Here is a 17,257-nt window from a genome sequence, read left to right as displayed (position 1 = left end):
TGGCACCAATTTGGCGCATTTATCGACCGGGCGATTATCCGTCATGTTTTGCATATGGTTATGCGGGAGGCGCATAAAGGCGGGCCGGCGGGGATTACGGTTTGATACCGGCGCGGGCCCGCCGCCTGCGGAAAAGCCCCGCTCCGCCGATACGATGGGCGGCATGACCTTGCTTTTTCGCTTCAGGAGACCTTCATGAGAACCGCGTCCTCTTCCTTCCGCGTTCTGGCGGCCGCCGCGATCCTGGCGGTGTCGGGCTGCAGCATGATGCAGCCGCAGCGCGAAGACGATCACCTGGCCGCGTTCAGCACCCGCATGACCGGCATGAACGAGGTGCCGGCCGTGGCCACCACGGCCACCGGCACCGTGGACGCGGTGCTCGACAAGCAGACCAACCTGCTGCGCTGGAAGATGTCGTTCAACAACCTGTCAGGTCCCGCGACCATGGCCCACTTCCACGGGCCGGCCGCGATCGGCGCGAATGCGGGCGTGGTGCTGCCCTTCAAGGCGCCCGTGGCCAGCCCCTATGAAGGCCGCGCCACCCTGACGGCGCAGCAGGCCGCCGACCTGCTGGCCGGCAAGTGGTATGTGAACGTGCACACGGCCAAGAATCCCGCAGGCGAAATCCGCGGGCAGATGATCGAGCGCAAATAAGCGCGGGCTAGGGCTGCCGGGCCCGCGCTTCCATCTGGCGGATGAGGTCGCGCGCCTCGTCGCCTTCGGGGATGGGGCGGCCGCTGTCGCGCCACTGCACGGCGGCCTTGAAGCCGTTCTCCTGCGCATGGCGGCGGAACCACAGGCCCTCGGGGTTGTGGCGCGTGATGCCGTCGAACACCGTGGCCATCATCTGGCTCTGCTCCAGGCCCATGCTCAGCAGCACCTGGTTGACCACCATCTTGTGCATGGCCAGGTGGCCGCGCGGCACGCCGGCGATGCGCGCCGCCAGCCTCATCGTGGCGGCCTCCAGCCCGGCGGCGGGCACCGCCTCGTTGGCCAGGCCCCAGGCGGCCGCGGTGCGGCCGTCGATGGCATCGCCGGTGAACATGAGCTGCTTGGCGCGCGTGGGGCCGAGCCGGTAGGTCCACATGGCGGTGGTGGGGCAGCCCCAGACGCGCGTGGGCATGTAGCCGATGTGGGCGTCCTCGGCCATCACCAGCAGATCGCAGCACAGCGCGATGTCGCTGCCGCCGGCCGCAGCCCAGCCGTGCACCTTGGCGATGGTGGGCTTGCTGCAGCGCCACAGGCTCATGAAGTCCTCGGTGTTGCGCTTCATGGTGGCGTAGTCGACCATCGGGTCCCAGGGCGACTTTTCCTGCTGGCAGGGGTGCTCGATGTGCTCCTGCGCGCTGTCGGCAAGGTCGTAGCCGCCGCAGAAGCCCTTGCCCGCGCCCTCGACCACGATGACGTGCACCTCGTCATCGGCCTGCGCCCACTCCACCGCGGCGCGGATCTCGCGCGGCGTGGCATCGGTGATGGCGTTGAGCCGCTCGGGCCGGTTGAGCAGCAGGCGCGCGATGCGCGGGTGCGTGCTGTCCTTGTCGATGCGCAGCGTGGAATAGCTCGGCATGGTCTGTCTCCTGGGGATGTTCTGCAAAACATCATAGACAGGCCCTGCGGCCCCGGCCTGTCACGCAGGCGGCGCGGCGGCAGCAGGGCGAAGTTGAGGCTGGCCGGGCCGGGCGCACAAACTGTATGTCCGCTCGCAACAGCAGCAGCCCCATCCGAGTCATCGCTTCCGATGACGAAGCGGCAGGAGAGATTGCCTACGCTCACCACCGGACCACGACGCTTGACGCCAGGAGCTGCATATGACGAAGAAACTCAATGCCCAAGACCACCAGCAGCAACGCCGGCCTGTTGCTTCCATCGCGCTGACGACTGGCGGCCTGATTGCCGTCGGGACTCTCGTTGCACTGTGGGTTGTTTCCCGAGATTCAGGTGCGCCCGGCGTTGACGCCGCCGTGGTTGCTGCCATCCCGGCTCAAGCCAGGGCAGTTGCCGAAAGACATTTCATCTTTGAAGGCTTTGATTCCTCTGCGGCGAATCAGGAGAGCGCTGCGCGCGGTGCCGCCTTGTCCGGCATGTCCATTGCCGCTTACGGGCAGTAGCTGGCGGCATCGCCTGTTGGCCGGATCGAGTCGCCACACATGAAGAAGTGCTACGCCACTCAACCACTCTTGCAAAAATGCCTTGACCGGGTGATCGGCACCCCCGGCTCTTGCCATCCGTCCAGATCCGTCTGGCGCACGAGCTGGACGTCGCCATCGGCAGGGACTGCTAACGCGCCGTCGCCCGATAGGGGATTCAAATTCTGGCTGAGTTGCTTGGCAGTGGTGGCTGTGCTGCTGGGACTCGCCTTGGCGGTGGGCTACCCGAAAGAGCTACCGAAGAATCCGCAGGTTTCGGCGTTGGCCGTGATGGCACCCTCACCGCCCAAGACCATGGCGCAGGATGCGATGCCAGATGCGCCCATGCCGGTCGATCTTTACCGCTTTGCACTGAACGCGCTATTGGTGCCCTTGCTGGATGACTCCGAGCCACCCCGGTGGACCGATGCGGTGATCCACTATGGCTGCGACCCGGGTACAAGTGTCATGGTTGACGGCGAACCCATGGTTGCCGGCAAACTGATGCCGGCAAGCGCATTCACCGTGCGTTGGAACATGGACCGCTGTGCACTCATGGGGCTGGAGTCCGTGGATCTATCCGGCAGTGTGGAACTGCTTGTCTTTCATGAGGATGCCGGTCTGGGCGCCATCGTGATGCCGGACCGCTTGCGGGTCGACAGCCACATGGGCCAGACATGGCTGCACGGCCCGTTTACCGCTGCAACTTCGCTGGCGAAATCAGTCACCAGGCCATAGCAGCCCTCTGGAAAACATCGAAGGAACGATCAAGCGGCCCCCAACCGGCACAGGTCAATGGGGTCTGGATGCCCCCAATCCATGCCATGCCTGGTCACGTGCTGTTGAATTTCCTGTCCGCTCGGCGCAGCGGCAGCAGGGCGAGGTTGAGGCTGGCCGGGCCGGGCGCATCCACGTCCACGATGGCCCGGCACAGCGGCGCAAAGGCGGCACGGAAATGGTTCTTGGCTTTCACGCACAGCAGCCGCGTGGCGGCCAGGTCGATGCCATGCAGCGCGAAGAAGGCCGGGTCATTGCCGGGCGCGACATGCTCGCTCACGATGAGCAGGATCGTGCCGGCCCGCAGCACCACCGTGGGCCCGCAGTCCACGCTGGCGCCGCGCTCCATCGGACCGCTGTTGACGAAGCGGCCCGATGTGAAGCGCTCGACCTGAACGGTGAGCGGCACGGGCTCGCCATAGAGCGCGGTGCGCTTGCCGCCCAAGCTCACCTGCAGTGTGGCGCCGATGCCTGCCGCGTGGGCGGTGCGGACCACCTCCAGGTCGGCGAAGCTGGCGAAGACGCAGGGGAACTCGGGACGGGCCTCGACGAGCGCGCGCAGCAGGGCGGGTGTGTCGCCGATGCCGCCCGAGAGCGGGTTGTCGGCCGGATCGGTCACGGCCACGAGGCCGGGTGTTTCGAGGGCCAGCGCAATACCCTGCGCGGGGCCGATCAACGGGATGTCGAATTCGCCGGCGCGGCGCACGAGTTCGGCGTAGACGGTGTCGGCCGCGCGCTGCGCGGCTTCGGCGTCCGCATCGGCCCAGGCCATGACGGACGCGCCGATGTTCGAGGAGTTGGCATAGGCGAAGCCGCCGAACACCGCCACGTCGAGGATGGGGGGCCGGATCAGCGATTGCGCGAGCCGTTGCAGCTCGGCCATCGGTCCCGCTTCGGTGCGCATGTTGGCGCTGGAGAGGTACAAGCCCTCCTGCCGCAGGGCACCCACGGGGCGGAGCTCGCCTTCGGCCGTGCGCCGCAGCAGCTCCAGCGTGCGGGCGGCGGTGTCGCGCATGTCCACGTGCGGGTAGGTGCGGTAGCCGCAGCCCATGTCCAGCAGGCGCACGAGCTCGGGCGCATGGTTGGCATGCAGGTCGAAGCTGGCGGCCATCGGCACCTGCGGCAGCGCCTGGCGCAGGGCGCGCACCAGGTCCAGCTCGGGCGCATCGCGCCCGGCGGTGATGCCCGCGCCGTGCAGGCTCAGGTAGACGGCATCCCAGGGCCCGTTCCGGAAATCCGCCAGCACTTCGGCCAGGAAGGCTTCGAACACTTCGTCGTCGATCGGCCCGGCCGGCAGGGCGGAGGCGCAGCGCGAAGCCACCACCTCCCAGCCCGGCTGGGCCTGCGCGAAGTCGCAGACGGCGGCCAGCTCGGTGGCGGTGCCGCGGGCGGCTTCCAGCGCATCGCGGCCCCGGCGCCATTCGCGCCGCTCGAAGTCCTGGCGGGTGGCCGGCAGCAGGCAGAAGGCGTTGCCCTCATACCAGAGCCGGGCCACGCCGAGCCGCTTGCGGGGACGGATGGAGCCGGCCATGCTCATTCGACGCGGATGTTGGCGCGCTTGACGATGTCGCGGAACTTGGCCTGCTCGGCCTTGATGAGCGCCGCGAACTTCTCGGGCGAGCCACCGTCGGCCGAGGCCCCCATCTTGGCGATGCGCTCCCGGGTGCTGTCCTGCTTCAGGAAGTCGTCGAGCGCGGCGGCGAGCTTGTGGATCACCGGCGCGGGCGTGCCCGCGGGCGCGACCAGGCCGAACCAGGAGCCGACCTCGTAGCCCGGCAGCAATTCGGCGATGGCGGGGACGCCGGGCAGCGTGGCGGTGCGGTTCTTCACGGTGACGCCCAGCGCCACGGCCTTGCCCGATTCGATCATGGGCATGGCCGTGGGCAGGTTGTCGATCAGCAGGTCGATCTGGCCGGCGACCAGGTCGTTCATGGCCGGCGCGATGCCGCGGTAGGGGATGTGCGTGATGCTGACCTTGCCCTGGCTCTTGAGCAGCTCGCCCGCCAGGTGGCTGGTGCTGCCCATGCCCGCGCTGCCGTAGTTGAGCTTGCCGGGCGCGGCCTGGGCGCGCGCGAGCACGGCCGCCACCGTTTTCAGGCCGCTTTGCGGGCTGGCCAGCAGCACGTTGGGCACCATCGCGATGTTGGAGATGGCCGCGAATTGCTTTTCCGCGTCATAGCTGATGCTGGAATAGGTGTACTGGTTGATGGCCAGGGGCCCGGGGGTCGCCAGCAGGAGGGTGTAGCCATTGGGTGCGGCGCGCGCCACCTCGGCCGCGCCGATGTTGCCGCCGGCACCGGCCTTGTTGTCCACCACCACGGGCTGGCCCAGGCGGGTGCGCAGGCCGTCGGCCACCAGGCGGGCCAGCAGGTCGGTGGTGCCGCCGGGCGCGAAGGGCACCACGATGCGGATCGGCTGGCTCGGGTAATCCTGGGCGTCGGCATGGGCGCAGGCCAGGGCCAGGGCGCCGAGGCAGGCGCCCAGCAGGGCGCGGCGCGCTGCGCTGCAAAGAGGGGACAGGTGTTTCATGGCGTGCTTTCTTGCGGTGGGCAGAGGGTTCGTTGGATCGAAGGCATCGAGGGGGCGGGTTCAGGCGGGCAGGCCGGCCAGCGCGGCCTCCACGGATTCGGCAAGGCGCTCGACGAGGGTGTCGAGGTCGCGCTCCTGCACGGTGAAAGGCGGTGCCAGCAGGACATGGTCGCCGTGCCGGCCGTCGATGGTGCCGCCCATGGCGTAGACCATCAGGCCGCGGGCCAGGGCCTCGTCGCGGATGCGGCCGTTGAGCCGCAGCTTCGGGTCGAAGGGCTGCTTGCTGGCGCGATCGGCCACCAGTTCGAGCGCCAGGAACAGCCCACGCCCCCGGATGTCGCCCACATGGGCATGGCCGCCGAGCGCGGCGTCGAGCTTGCGCCGCAGCGCCAGGCCCTGCACGCGCGAAGCCTCGACCAGCTTTTCGCGCTGCAGCACACGCTGTACTTCCAACGCCGCGGCGCAGGCCACCGGGTGGCCGATGTAGGTGTGGCCGTGCATGAACTGGCCGCTGCCGCTGTCGAAGGCGTCGTACACCCTGCCGTGCGCCAGCACCGCGCCGATGGCCTGGTAGCCGCCGCCCAGCCCCTTGGCCACGGCCATGATGTCGGGCACGATGCCCTCCTGTTCCAGCGCATGCAGGGTGCCGGTGCGGCCCATGCCGCACATCACCTCGTCGGCGATCAGCAGCACGCCATAGCGGTCGCACAGCGCGCGGATGCCCTGGAAGTAGCCGGGCACGGGCGGCGCCGCGCCCAGCGTGGCGCCCACCACGGGTTCGGCACAGATGCCGATCACGGTGTCCGGGCCCAGGCGCAGCAGCTCGGCTTCGAGTTCACGCACGAGGCGCTGGCCGTACTGCTCGGGCGTCTCGGTGGGCAGGCGGTCGCGGTATTCGTAGCAGGGCGCCACGTGCGTGACGTCGATCAGCAGCGGCGCGAACTGCGCGCGCCGCCAGGCGTTGCCGCCCACGGCCAGGGCACCCAGGGTGTTGCCGTGGTAGCTCTGGCGCCGTGCGATGAAGTTCGTGCGCCGGGGCTGGCCGAGCTCGACGAAATATTGGCGCGCCATCTTGAGCGCGGCCTCCATGGCCTCCGAGCCGCTGGAGAGCAGGTAGACGTGCGAGATGCCTTCGGGCGCCTGGGCGATCAGCGTGTCGGCCAGTTCCTCGGCCACGCGCGTGGTGAAGAAGCTGGTGTGCGCGTAGTCGAGCCGGGCCATCTGCGCGGCCATGGCGGCGATGACGTCCGGGTGGTTGTGCCCGAGGCAGGAAACGGCTGCGCCGCCGCAGGCGTCGAGGTAGGTCTTGCCGGCGGTGTCGGTGATGTACAGGCCCTTGGCCGATGCGGCCTCGGGCAGGGTCTGGCGCAATTGCCGGTGAAAGAGGTGGGTCATTTCTTCGATCGGGAGGTGGTGGGCGGGTTCCAGTAGGCCTTGCTGGAGGCCAGCCGCGACTCGACCGTGGAGAGGCGGTCGAGCACGGCCTGGCCGCCGCGCGTGGTGAGCCGGGCCAGCAGCCCTTCGACCAGCGCCAGCGAGCCCAGCATGGAGTGGAAATAGGACGGGGAGTCGGCGCGGAACTGCAGCAGGTGGTCCGAGTACGCGGCCGCCGGCGAAAGCGGGCTGTCCGTGAGCGTGAGCACCTTGACGCCGCGCGCATGGCAGGCCTGGAGGGCCTCGATGGTGGGCCGTCCGTAGGGCTGCTGCGTGATGCACACCAGCAGGTCGCGCTCGTCGAGCACGTCCACCTGGTCCGGAAACGCGCCGCCCAGGCCATGCACCAGCAGCCCGTTGCCGGCGATCAGGCTGTAGGCGTAGTGGAAGTGGTAGCTGATGGCGAAACAGGAGCGCACTCCGAGGAACGCCACCTGTCGCGCGCGCAGCATGGCATCCACGGCCCGGTCCAGCGCCGAGGGCTGGTTCAGCGCGCCGGCCGAGCGCACGTTGTCGATCTGCACGCCTTCGAGGTTCGGCTCCAACCTGTCGGCTGGCCTGGCGCTGCCCGCAGCCTGCATCGAGCGGGCGCGCGCACGGTAGTCGGGCACCGGGGTGGCCAGCGCGTCCTGGAACGGGCGGCGAAACGAGGTGTAGTCGTCGAAGCCCAGCGTGCGCGCCATGCGGATCATGCTGGTGGGGGTGGCGCCGGCCTGCTGTGCCTGCTGCCGCATCGACAGCAGGCCGACTTCGCGCGGGTGGTCGGCCACCCAGCGGGCGCAGCGCTGCAGCTCCGGGCCCATCTGGCTGAAGTGCGACTCGATCAGCGCCAGGCAGTCGCTCAGGGAGATGTTCATGGCGTGCATGGATGGATCGTTGTTGGTGAATGTTCCGTTTGTACCATGATGTTCCAATTGAATCAAGCAAGGCTTTTGAAGCCGGTCGGGAAAGCTGCGATATAGTTGTGGGCGCAACTATTTGGGACGTCTCCAGATGAACAAGACAGGCTCGCAGCTTCCGGACGAGGTGCCGGTGCTGATCGCCGGCGGCGGGCCGGTCGGCCTGACGCTGGCCGCGCTGCTGGCGCGCCAGGGCGCGGCCAGCCTCGTGATCGAGGCCGACGAGGGCTACTGCAGTGGCAGCCGAGCGATCTGCGTGTCGCGCCGCTCGCAGGAAATCCTGGGCTGGGCCGGCGCCGACCGGCCCCTGGTGGAGACCGGCCTGTCTTGGGCTGGCGGGCGCAGCTATTGGCGCGACACCGAAGTCCTGCACTTCCAGATGCCCAGCGAGCCCACGCAGCGCTTTGCGCCCATGGTCAACATCCAGCAGTACCACGTGGAGGCGTTTGCGCACCGCGCGGCCGAGGCCTTTGGCGAACTGGCCCGCGTGCACTGGTCCAGCCGCGTGGGCGCCGTGCGGCCGCAGGCCGATGGCGTGCTGGTCGAGGTGCACGGCCCGCAGGGTGTGGCGGCGGTGCGCGCCGGCTGGCTGGTGGCCTGCGACGGCGGGCGCAGCACGGTGCGCGAGCAACTGGGCCTGCAGCTCGAAGGCACGCAATATGAAGGCCGCTACGTGATCGTGGACATCGTGCAGAAGACGAAACGCCCGGTCGAGCGCCTGGCCTGGTTCGACCCGCCGTCCAACCCCGGCTCCACCATCCTCATGCACCGCCAGCCCGGCGATGTGTGGCGCATCGACTACCAGATCCGCGACGACGAGGACCCGGTGGAGGCCGTCAAGCCCGGTAACGTGCTGCCACGCGTGCAGAGCCACCTGGCGATGATCGGCGAGAACGAGCCCTGGGAGCCGCTGTGGATCTCGATTTACAACGCCAAGTGCCTCACGCTGCCCAGCTACCGCCACGGCCGCGTGCTGTTCGCGGGCGACGCCGCGCACCTGGTGCCGATCTTCGGTGTACGCGGCCTCAACTCGGGCCTGGATGACGCGGGCAACTTGGCCTGGAAGCTGGCGCGCGTGATCGACGGCCGTTCGCCCGGGGGCCTGCTCGACTCCTACTCGGTTGAGCGCGTGCACGCCGCGCGCGAGAACATCGCCTACGGCGCCAAGAGCACCGAGTTCATGGCACCGCCCAACTTCGCCTTCCAGCTCATGCGCGAGGCCGCGCTGCGGCTGGCCGTGCACGACGACAAGGTGCGTTCGCTGATCAACCCGCGCCAGTCGGCGCCGATTGCCTACGACGGCTCGCCGCTCAATGTGCCGCAGGCCGGGGACTGGGCCAGTGAGCTCGCCGCGCCCGGCCGGCCGGCGCCCGAGGCCCTGCTGACAGGGCCTGGCGGGCCGCTGCATCTCACGAGCTGCTTCGGTGCCGGTTTCGTCTGCCTGGTGTTCAACGACGGGGCCTTGCCGCATGGGGTGAAAGAGCTCGCTGCGCAGGGTGTGGCCGTGCTCGAGATCGCTCCCGCAGCCGACAGCCTGGGCCAGGCGCGCGAGCGCTATGGCCTGCCCAGCGCCGCCGCCCAGGCCCTGGTGCTGGTGCGTCCGGACGGCTACGTGATGGGCCGCTGGCCCGGCCTGGACCCGGCGCCGCTGCTGGCGGCCCTTGCCACCCATGGAGTTGCTGCATGACCGACCACGATCTCGACCGCTGCTACACCGCGCTGTGCGAAACGCTGGCCCAGGTGGGGCCGGCGCAGGCGCCGCTGTTCCTGTCCATGGCCTGCCTGTCGCTCATGAGCCGCTTCGAGCGGGCCGAGGAGGTGTTGCCGCTGCTGGCGCACGCGCACCGGCAATGCGCCGCCGAAGGAGCCGCCGATGGCCCGCCAGTCCGGTAAGCCGGCGGCGGCGCCGCCGCTGGACCAGTTCCTGACCTACCGGCTGCACCTCGTCAGCAAGCTCACCGACAAGCACAGCAGCGATGCCTACGCCGCCGAGATGGGCCTGCCGGTGGGCGAGGCGCGCTGCCTGGCTGCCATCGGCAGCTTCGCGCCGCTGTCGGTCAACCTGCTGGCGGCCAAGGCCAACCTGGACAAGGGCCAGGCCAGCCGCGCCGCGCAGGCGCTGGTGGAGCGCGGCCTGCTGCGCAAGCAGGCCAGCGAGGTCGATGGGCGCGGCGTGGTGCTCACGCTCACGCGCAGCGGCCAGGCGCTCTGGAGCCGCGTGATGCAATTGATCGCGCGGCGCAACGAGGACATCTTCGGCTGCCTGTCCGCCGCCGAGCGCCAGCAGCTGGGCCGGATGCTGGACTGCTTGATCGAGCACGCCCGGCGCTAGCGCCAGATTTTGAAGCATGATCGGCGCATGACGGCACCCTCATCTCATCCGGCCCCGCTGCGGGCCGCGCTGGTCGGCTATGGCTCGGCGGGGCGCATCTTCCATGCGCCGCTGCTGTCGGGCGTGCCCGGCCTGGCGCTGGCCTGTATCGCCACCAGCAAGCCGGCCCAAGCGCAGGCCGACTGGCCCGGCGTGCGCACCGTGGCTGCGCCGCAGCAGGCCTTCGACGATCCGGCCATCGACCTCGTGGTCATCGCCACCGACAATGCATCCCACCACCCGCTGGCGCGCGCCGCGCTGCTGGCCGGCAAGCATGTGGTGGTGGACAAGCCCTGCACCGTGACGCTGGCCGAAACCGACGACCTGCTGGCGCTGGCCCAGGCACAGGGCCTGGTGCTCACGGTGTTCCAGAACCGGCGCTACGACGCCGACTTCCTCGCGCTGCGCCAGGTGCTGGACGGCGGGCAGCTCGGGCGCATCGTGCATGTGGCGTCGCACTTCGACCGCTACCGCCCCCAGGTGCTGGACCGCTGGCGCGACCGCGACCTGCCGGGCGCGGGCCTGTGGGTGGACCTGGGCTCGCACCTGGTGGACCAGGCCCTGCAGCTGTTCGGCTGCCCCGACGAACTGCTGCTGGACCTCGCGCGCCAGCGCGACGGCGCGCAGACCAACGACTTCTTTCATGCCCAGCTGCGCTACGAGCGCACCCACCCCGGCCTGCGGGTGACCCTGCACGCCAGCGCGCTGGCCCCCGCGCCCGGCCTGCGCTGGCGCGTGCAGGGCACGCAGGGCGCCTTCGTCAAGGAAGGGCTGGACCCGCAGGAAGACGCCCTGCGCGCCGGCCAGCGCCCATGCCTCGACCTCCAGGGGCGCGCGCCGGCCCGGTGGGGGCACGATCCGCGGCCGGGCCAACTGGTGCTGCCGGCCGGCATCCCGGCCGAGCAGCCCGCGCCGGCACCGCCCGGCAACTACCTGCAGTACTATGCGTCGCTGCGCGACCACCTGCGCGACCACCTGCGCGGGGCCGGGCCGCTGGCCGTGACGCCGGTGCAGGTGCGGCAGGTGATGGGGCTGCTCGCGCGCGGCGAGCAGAGTGCGCGCGAGGGCCGCTTCGTGGACACGAGCGACCTGGCCGCCGCCGCTTGAAGCCTCGGCACGCACCGAGCACCCCCGACAAACCCGATTGGATTTTTGAAGAGCGAGATGAATTCGATGTACGACCTGGACTACGAGCCCGATGCCCTCAGCGTGCAGATTTCCGAGCTGCTGGTGGCCACGGCGGACGACGCCGACAGCCTGATCGACGACTGCGTGCCCGAGGTGCTGCGCCTGCTGCGCGACCGCATGGCCATGGACGTGGTGTTCGTCTCGGAATTCACCGGCGGCCAGCGCATGTTCCGGCATGTGGCCACGATGCCCGGCCGGGAGGTGGTGGCTGCGGGCGGCGGCAGCCCGCTGGAGGAGTCGTGGTGCCAGCGTGTGGTGGACGGCCGGCTGCCGCAGTACATCCACGATGCCGCCCGGCTGCCGGCCTCGGCGGCCTTGCTGGTCCAGGTGCCGCACCCGATCGGCACACACATCAGCACGCCCATCGTGCTCAGGAGCGGCGAGGTCTACGGCACCCTGTGCGCCTTCAGTTTCACCGCGCACGGCGAGCCCAATCCGACCGACCTCAAGCGGCTGCAGTACACGGCCCAGCTCGCGGCCCAGAAGCTCGACAGGCAGCGCGAGGCCGAGCGCAACCGCCCACCGCCGCCCGAGCTGACGCTGATGCCCCTGGAGCACCGGCGTTTCTGAGCCAACAACCCCGGGCTGGTCAGGATATGGGCCCCCGACTTAAAATCGGGGCCTTCCCGCCGCCGTTGGCCGATGCCTCCGGGCCGGCCATGCCCCCCGACCCATGAACGCCCCCGTCGACGTCTCCTTCTTTGCGCGCGCCGCCAAGCCGCTGACCAGTTACCGCAAGTACTGGGCGGCCCGCTTCGGCACGGCCCGCTTCCTGCCGATGAGCCGCAAGGAAATGGAGGCGCTGGGCTGGGACAGCTGCGACATCATCGTGGTGACCGGCGACGCCTATGTGGACCACCCGAGCTTCGGCATGGCCGTGATCGGCCGCATGCTGGAGGCGCAGGGCTTTCGCGTGGGCATCATCGCCCAGCCCGACTGGCAGAGCGCCGACCCGTTCAAGGCGCTCGGCAAGCCGAACCTGTTCTTCGGCGTGACCGCCGGCAACATGGATTCGATGATCAACCGCTACACGGCGGACCGCAAGATCCGCAGCGACGACGCCTACACCCCCGGCGACGTGGGCGGCCGGCGGCCGGACCGCGCGGCGCTGGTCTATTCGCAGCGCTGCAAGGAGGCCTACAGCGACGTGCCGATCGTGATGGGCGGCATCGAGGGCTCGCTGCGCCGCATCGCGCATTACGACTACTGGCAGGACAAGGTGCGCCGCTCCATCGTGATGGACTCCAAGTGCGACCTGCTGCTGTATGGCAACGCCGAGCGCGCCATCGTGGAGATCGCCCACCGCCTGGCCGCGCGCGAGCCGGTGGAGCAGATCACCGACGTGCGCGGCACGGCCTTCATCCGCCGCAGCGGCGACGAGTCGGCCCAAGGCTGGTTCGAGATCGATTCCACCAGCGTGGACGAGCCGGGCCGCGTCGAGGCGCACGTCAACCCCTACCTGATGATTTCCGAGCAGGCCCGGGAGCAGGGCGCGAGCTGCGCCAAGGAAGAGGCGGCGCAGGCGGTGGCCGCCCAGGCCGAAGCCGCCGGCTCGCCGGCCGTCAACCCGGCCATCCAGCCGCTGACCTTCGTGCCCAATCCCGCGCTGCAGGGCCGCGGCAGGCTCAAGGTGCCGCCGCGCGACCGTTCGGTGATCCGCCTGCCGAGCTACGAACAGGTGCGCAGCGACCCGGTGCTCTACGCCCACGCCAACCGCGTGCTGCACCTGGAAACCAACCCCGGCAACGCGCGCGCCCTGGTGCAGGCGCATGGCGAGGGCCACACGGCGCGCGACATCTGGATCAACCCGCCGCCGATCCCGCTCACCACGGCCGAGATGGACCATGTGTTCGACCTGCCGTATGCGCGCAGCCCGCACCCGGCCTACGCCGACGAGCAAGGCGGCCACGACGGCGCGACCAAGATCCCTGCGTGGGAGATGATCCGCTTCTCGGTGAACATCATGCGCGGCTGCTTCGGCGGCTGCACCTTCTGCTCGATCACCGAGCACGAGGGCCGCATCATCCAGAGCCGCTCGGAAGACTCGATCATCAAGGAGGTCGAGGCCATCCGCGACAGCGTGAAAGGCTTCACCGGCACCATCTCCGACCTTGGCGGCCCCACGGCCAACATGTACCGCATCGGCTGCAAGTCGCCCGAGATCGAATCGGCCTGTCGCAAGCCCAGCTGCGTCTATCCCGGCATCTGCCCGAACCTCAACACCAACCACGATCCGCTCATCAAGATCTACCGCCGGGCGCGCGCGCTCAAGGGCATCAAGAAGATCCTGATCGGCTCCGGCCTGCGCTACGACCTCGCGGTGAAGTCGCCCGAGTACGTCAAGGAACTGGTGCAGCACCATGTGGGCGGTTACCTGAAGATCGCGCCCGAGCACACCGAGCAGGGCCCGCTCACCAAGATGATGAAGCCCGGCATCGGCAGCTACGACAAGTTCAAGCAGATGTTCGAGAAGTACTCGGCCGAGGCGGGCAAGAAGCAGTACCTCATTCCGTACTTCATCGCCGCGCATCCGGGCACCAGCGACGAGGACATGATGAACCTCGCGATCTGGCTCAAGAAGAACGGCTTTCGCGCCGACCAGGTGCAGACCTTCTATCCGAGCCCGATGGCCACCGCCACGGCGATGTACCACAGCAACAAGAATCCGCTGCGCAAGATCACGCGCGACAGCGAGGCGGTGGACATCGTGCGCGGCGAGAAGCGCCGCCGCCTGCACAAGGCCTTCCTGCGCTACCACGACGCCAACAACTGGCCGCTGCTGCGCGAGGCGCTCAAGGCCATGGGCCGCGCCGACCTGATCGGCAACGGCAAGCACCACCTGATCCCGACCTTCCAGCCGCTCACCGACGGCAGCTACCAGAGCGCGCGGCGCAAGAACTCCACGGGCGTGGCGGACAAGGTGGCGCTGGGCAAGGTGCAGCCCGGGCGCGGCAAGCTGCTCACGCAGCACACCGGTTTGCCGCCGCGCGCCACGGGCGCGGCCAAACCGGCTCCAAAAATCAGCAAAAAAGCCCGATAGTCCGCGTCGGGTGGTTATCGGCTGCTATTGTATTTATAGCAAACCGAAGGGCTCCCCATGCCTGAAGCCGGGCCGGCTACGATGAGCCTCGCATTCCACGAGAGGAGATCACGATGCAACGGTTCACTTGCTGCCTGCTGGCCGGCCTGCTTGGCGGGCTGCCATGCCTGCCTGCGGGCGCCCAGGCCCAGCCGGCGGGGCCCTGGCCGACGCAGCAGTGGGAGAGCAGCGCACCCGAAGAGCAGGGCATGGACTCGCGCGCGCTGGCCGCGCTGGTGGACTTCGGCGCCGCCAACGAGATGGACAGCCTGGTCGTCACCCGCCACGGCAAGCTGGTGGCCGAGGCCTACTACGCGCCGTTTCGGGCCGGCTTGCGGCACCGCATCAATTCCGCCACCAAGGGCGTGGTGGCCGCGCTCACCGGCATCGCCATCGAGCAGGGGCGCCTGAAGGGCACCGACCAGCCGGTGATGGAGCTTTTTGCCGACCGCGCCATCGCCAACCTGGACGAACGCAAGAAGGCCATGACCGTGCAGCACCTGCTGGACATGACCTCGGGCCTGGACTGGACGGAGCCGCTGAGCGATGCGCCGCCGCGGTCGCTGATCGAGCTCGAGCGCAGCGCCAACTGGGTGCAGTACGTGCTGGACCGCCCCATGGCGCAGGCGCCGGGCACCGGCTTCAACTACAACAGCGGCGGCCCGCATCTGCTGACGGCCATTCTGGCCCGGCAGACCGGCATGGACGTGCAGGATTTCGCCGCACGGCATCTGTTCAAGCCGCTGGGGATTTCAGACATCCGCTGGCGGCACGATCCGCAGGGCATTGCCACGGGGGGCCTCGGCCTGTACCTGCAGACCCGCGACATGGCCAAGCTCGGCTACCTGTACCTGCGCGGCGGCGAGTGGGAGGGTGCGCAGGTCGTTCCGCGCCGCTGGGTGGAGCGCGTCTACCAGGCCAGGGTGCCCATGAATCTCTCGGCGGCCGCGGACTGGCGCTACGGCGACCTCTGGTGGACCTTCCCCCTGCGCAAGGCCTACATGGCCGTGGGCTACAACCGGCAGATCATTCTCGTGATGCCGCAGCTCGGCCTGGTGGCGGCCATGACCGGCCGCAAGAACTACCCCTTCGGCGCCTTGTTCGACCTCATGGCCCAGGCGGCGAAGTCGGATCAACCGCTGCCGCCCAACCCCGAGGCCGCGGCGCTGCTGGCGCGCCGCATCGCGGACGTGGCCGATGAAAAACCGTCTGCCGCGGCCGCCGCGCCCGCATTGGCCGAGCGCATTTCCGGCAAGACCTACCGCCTGGCGCCGAACGAGCTGGGCATCAAGGAGCTGACCCTGCACCTCTCGGGCCAGCCCTCCTACGACATCGTCAGCTATGCCGCGCGCGGCAGCAGCGAGACGAAGACAACGACACGGCCGCTGGGCATGGACGGGCGGTTCTCACGCCTCGATCCCGCGGCAGGCGACCTGGTGGTCAGCAAGGCCAGCTGGACCGGCCCCGACACGCTGTCGGTGACCGAGCGCTGGCTCGAAGAAGCCGGCACGGGCAACTATGTGCTGCAGTTCACCGGCAGCAAGGTGGCGATCCGCTACACCGACGGCCTGGGCCGCGGCGGCAGTCTCACCGGCGAAGCCAGCAACTGAAGCGGCGGCCCTGCCGCCGCATTCCACCGTATAGTCATTCGCGCAAGAACGACGGAGACACCATGCAGCACGATGAACAGGTGGCCCTGATCCGGCGCGCGCTGGCGCTGATCGGCACCGCAGGCAGCGAGCGCGGCGAGCCGGCCACCAGCCCCGTCGCGCGCTACCTGGACCCGGTGCGCTACGAGCGCGAGGTGGCGATGATCTTCCGCCAGCACCCACTGGCGCTGTGCCCGTCGGCAGCCCTTGCCAAGGCCGGCGACTCGTTCGCACTCGACGTGGCGGGCCTGCCTCTGCTGCTGGTGCGCGGCGAGGGCGGGCAGGTCAACGGCTTCATCAACGCCTGCCGCCACCGCGGCGCGCGGCTGCAGCCGCCGGGCCGGGCCAGCCAGCGCGCCCTGGTCTGCCCATACCACAGCTGGACCTATGGCCTGGATGGCGCGTTGCGCGGCCGGCCGCATGGCGGCGACTTCCCGCATGCGCCACCGCAGCACTGCACGCTGGCCCGCGTGCCGGCGGGGGAGGCGCTGGGCTTCGTCTGGGCCATTGCGCGCGTCGTGGACCAGGCGCAGGGCGAGAGCGCGCAACTCGATCTCGCCCCCTGGCTGGGCCGCTTCGGCGCGGACCTGCGTTCCTGGGGTTATGACGGCTGGGCGCCGTTCCACCAGCGCGAGTTTGCGAACGCGGCCAACTGGAAGATCCCGTTCGAGGGCAACCTGGAAACCTACCACTTCCAGTACGCGCACCGCAACAGCATCGCGGGGCTGTTCCACGACAACCTGCTCATGGCCGACCACGACGGCCGGCACCAGCGCCTGTTCCTGCCCAAGCGCAGCATCGAAAGCCTGCGCGGCCAGCCCAAGGCCGCCTGGCAGGTGGGCCCGCACTCGAACATCATCTACTACTTCTTCCCGGCCACCTTCATCCTGCACGAAGGCGACCACGCCAATGCGTTCACGGTGCTGCCCGAGGGCGTGGACCACAGCCGCGTGCTGGGCGCGACGCTGGTGCCCGAGATGCCGCAGACGGAAAAATCCATCGGCTACTGGCGCAAGAACGTGGACTCGTTCTGGGGCGCGCTGGACGAGGATTTTGCGCTGGGCGTCTCGGCCCAGTCCACCTTCGCCAGCGGTGCGAACACCGTGCTGCACTTCGGCGCGACGGAGTGCCAGGCGGCGAAGTTCCACGCCGATGTGGGGGCCGCGATCCGGTGAGGTGGCGGCCGGCCTTCACCGCGGGCGATT

At 69.3% G+C, this 17,257-nt stretch carries 16 protein-coding genes; 11 read left to right on the top strand and 5 right to left on the bottom strand.

Translation table 11 applies throughout. The features are described from left to right. Window positions 1-195 precede the first annotated feature (195 nt). On the top strand, window positions 196-654 hold the full coding sequence (locus MMF98_RS09720; protein ID WP_243306077.1) for a CHRD domain-containing protein: 459 nt from the start codon (window positions 196-198) through the stop codon (window positions 652-654). Between the two features lie 7 nt (window positions 655-661). On the opposite strand, the gene MMF98_RS09715 is transcribed toward MMF98_RS09720, so the two are convergent. Next, complete coding sequence (locus tag MMF98_RS09715) at window positions 662-1,567, bottom strand: crotonase/enoyl-CoA hydratase family protein (RefSeq protein ID WP_243306076.1); 906 nt, start codon at window positions 1,565-1,567, stop codon at window positions 662-664. 241 nt (window positions 1,568-1,808) lie between these two features. Between MMF98_RS09715 and MMF98_RS09710 the strand changes: the two genes are divergently transcribed. After that, window positions 1,809-2,108, top strand: a complete 300-nt coding sequence (locus MMF98_RS09710; RefSeq protein WP_243306075.1) for a hypothetical protein — start codon at window positions 1,809-1,811, stop codon at window positions 2,106-2,108. 39 nt (window positions 2,109-2,147) lie between these two features. Further along, window positions 2,148-2,864 (top strand): hypothetical protein, encoded by a 717-nt coding sequence (locus MMF98_RS09705; protein ID WP_243306074.1) that lies wholly within the window; start codon window positions 2,148-2,150, stop codon window positions 2,862-2,864. Between the two features lie 94 nt (window positions 2,865-2,958). Here MMF98_RS09705 and MMF98_RS09700 read toward each other — a convergent pair whose 3' ends face one another. The 4 genes from MMF98_RS09700 to MMF98_RS09685 are packed head-to-tail and all read right to left on the bottom strand — an operon-like array spanning window position 2,959 to window position 7,723. Continuing rightward, a complete protein-coding gene (locus MMF98_RS09700) occupies window positions 2,959-4,434 on the bottom strand; it encodes a M81 family metallopeptidase (protein WP_243306073.1) in 1,476 nt (491 codons plus the stop codon). A gap of 2 nt (window positions 4,435-4,436) precedes the next feature. Beyond that, window positions 4,437-5,432, bottom strand: a complete 996-nt coding sequence (locus MMF98_RS09695) for a Bug family tripartite tricarboxylate transporter substrate binding protein (protein ID WP_243306072.1) — start codon at window positions 5,430-5,432, stop codon at window positions 4,437-4,439. A gap of 60 nt (window positions 5,433-5,492) precedes the next feature. Beyond that, entirely contained in the window at window positions 5,493-6,827 is a 1,335-nt protein-coding gene (locus MMF98_RS09690; protein ID WP_243306071.1) for an aspartate aminotransferase family protein, read from the bottom strand. Beyond that, entirely contained in the window at window positions 6,824-7,723 is a 900-nt protein-coding gene (locus tag MMF98_RS09685; protein ID WP_243306070.1) for a MurR/RpiR family transcriptional regulator, read from the bottom strand. Before MMF98_RS09685 ends, MMF98_RS09690 begins: the two co-directional genes overlap by 4 nt. 136 nt (window positions 7,724-7,859) lie before the next feature. Here MMF98_RS09685 and MMF98_RS09680 point away from each other — a divergent pair, with 136 nt between their 5' ends. The 8 genes from MMF98_RS09680 (at window position 7,860) to MMF98_RS09645 (ending at window position 17,227) form a co-directional block, all read left to right on the top strand. Continuing rightward, window positions 7,860-9,452, top strand: a complete 1,593-nt coding sequence (locus MMF98_RS09680) for an FAD-dependent oxidoreductase (RefSeq protein WP_243306069.1) — start codon at window positions 7,860-7,862, stop codon at window positions 9,450-9,452. Beyond that, entirely contained in the window at window positions 9,449-9,658 is a 210-nt protein-coding gene (locus MMF98_RS09675; RefSeq protein ID WP_243306068.1) for a hypothetical protein, read from the top strand. The genes MMF98_RS09680 and MMF98_RS09675 overlap by 4 nt, the downstream gene beginning before the upstream one ends. Further along, a complete protein-coding gene (locus tag MMF98_RS09670) occupies window positions 9,639-10,097 on the top strand; it encodes a MarR family winged helix-turn-helix transcriptional regulator (protein WP_243306067.1) in 459 nt (152 codons plus the stop codon). The genes MMF98_RS09675 and MMF98_RS09670 overlap by 20 nt, the downstream gene beginning before the upstream one ends. 27 nt (window positions 10,098-10,124) lie before the next feature. Next, window positions 10,125-11,243 (top strand): oxidoreductase, encoded by a 1,119-nt coding sequence (locus MMF98_RS09665; RefSeq protein ID WP_243306066.1) that lies wholly within the window; start codon window positions 10,125-10,127, stop codon window positions 11,241-11,243. A gap of 57 nt (window positions 11,244-11,300) precedes the next feature. After that, window positions 11,301-11,894, top strand: a complete 594-nt coding sequence (locus tag MMF98_RS09660) for a GAF domain-containing protein (RefSeq protein ID WP_243306065.1) — start codon at window positions 11,301-11,303, stop codon at window positions 11,892-11,894. A gap of 103 nt (window positions 11,895-11,997) precedes the next feature. Then, window positions 11,998-14,364, top strand: coding sequence for a YgiQ family radical SAM protein (locus MMF98_RS09655; protein ID WP_243306064.1), 2,367 nt, complete (start codon window positions 11,998-12,000; stop codon window positions 14,362-14,364). A gap of 113 nt (window positions 14,365-14,477) precedes the next feature. After that, window positions 14,478-16,013: a serine hydrolase domain-containing protein gene (locus MMF98_RS09650; RefSeq protein WP_243306063.1), complete on the top strand. Its 1,536-nt coding sequence runs from the start codon at window positions 14,478-14,480 to the stop codon at window positions 16,011-16,013. A 62-nt stretch (window positions 16,014-16,075) separates the two neighbouring features. Further along, window positions 16,076-17,227: an aromatic ring-hydroxylating oxygenase subunit alpha gene (locus MMF98_RS09645; protein ID WP_243306062.1), complete on the top strand. Its 1,152-nt coding sequence runs from the start codon at window positions 16,076-16,078 to the stop codon at window positions 17,225-17,227. Window positions 17,228-17,257: the final 30 nt, after the last annotated feature.

This window comes from Variovorax terrae, assembly GCF_022809125.1.
Lineage (GTDB): Bacteria > Pseudomonadota > Gammaproteobacteria > Burkholderiales > Burkholderiaceae_C > Variovorax_A > Variovorax_A terrae.
This window is presented reverse-complemented; position numbering and strand designations above follow the sequence as displayed.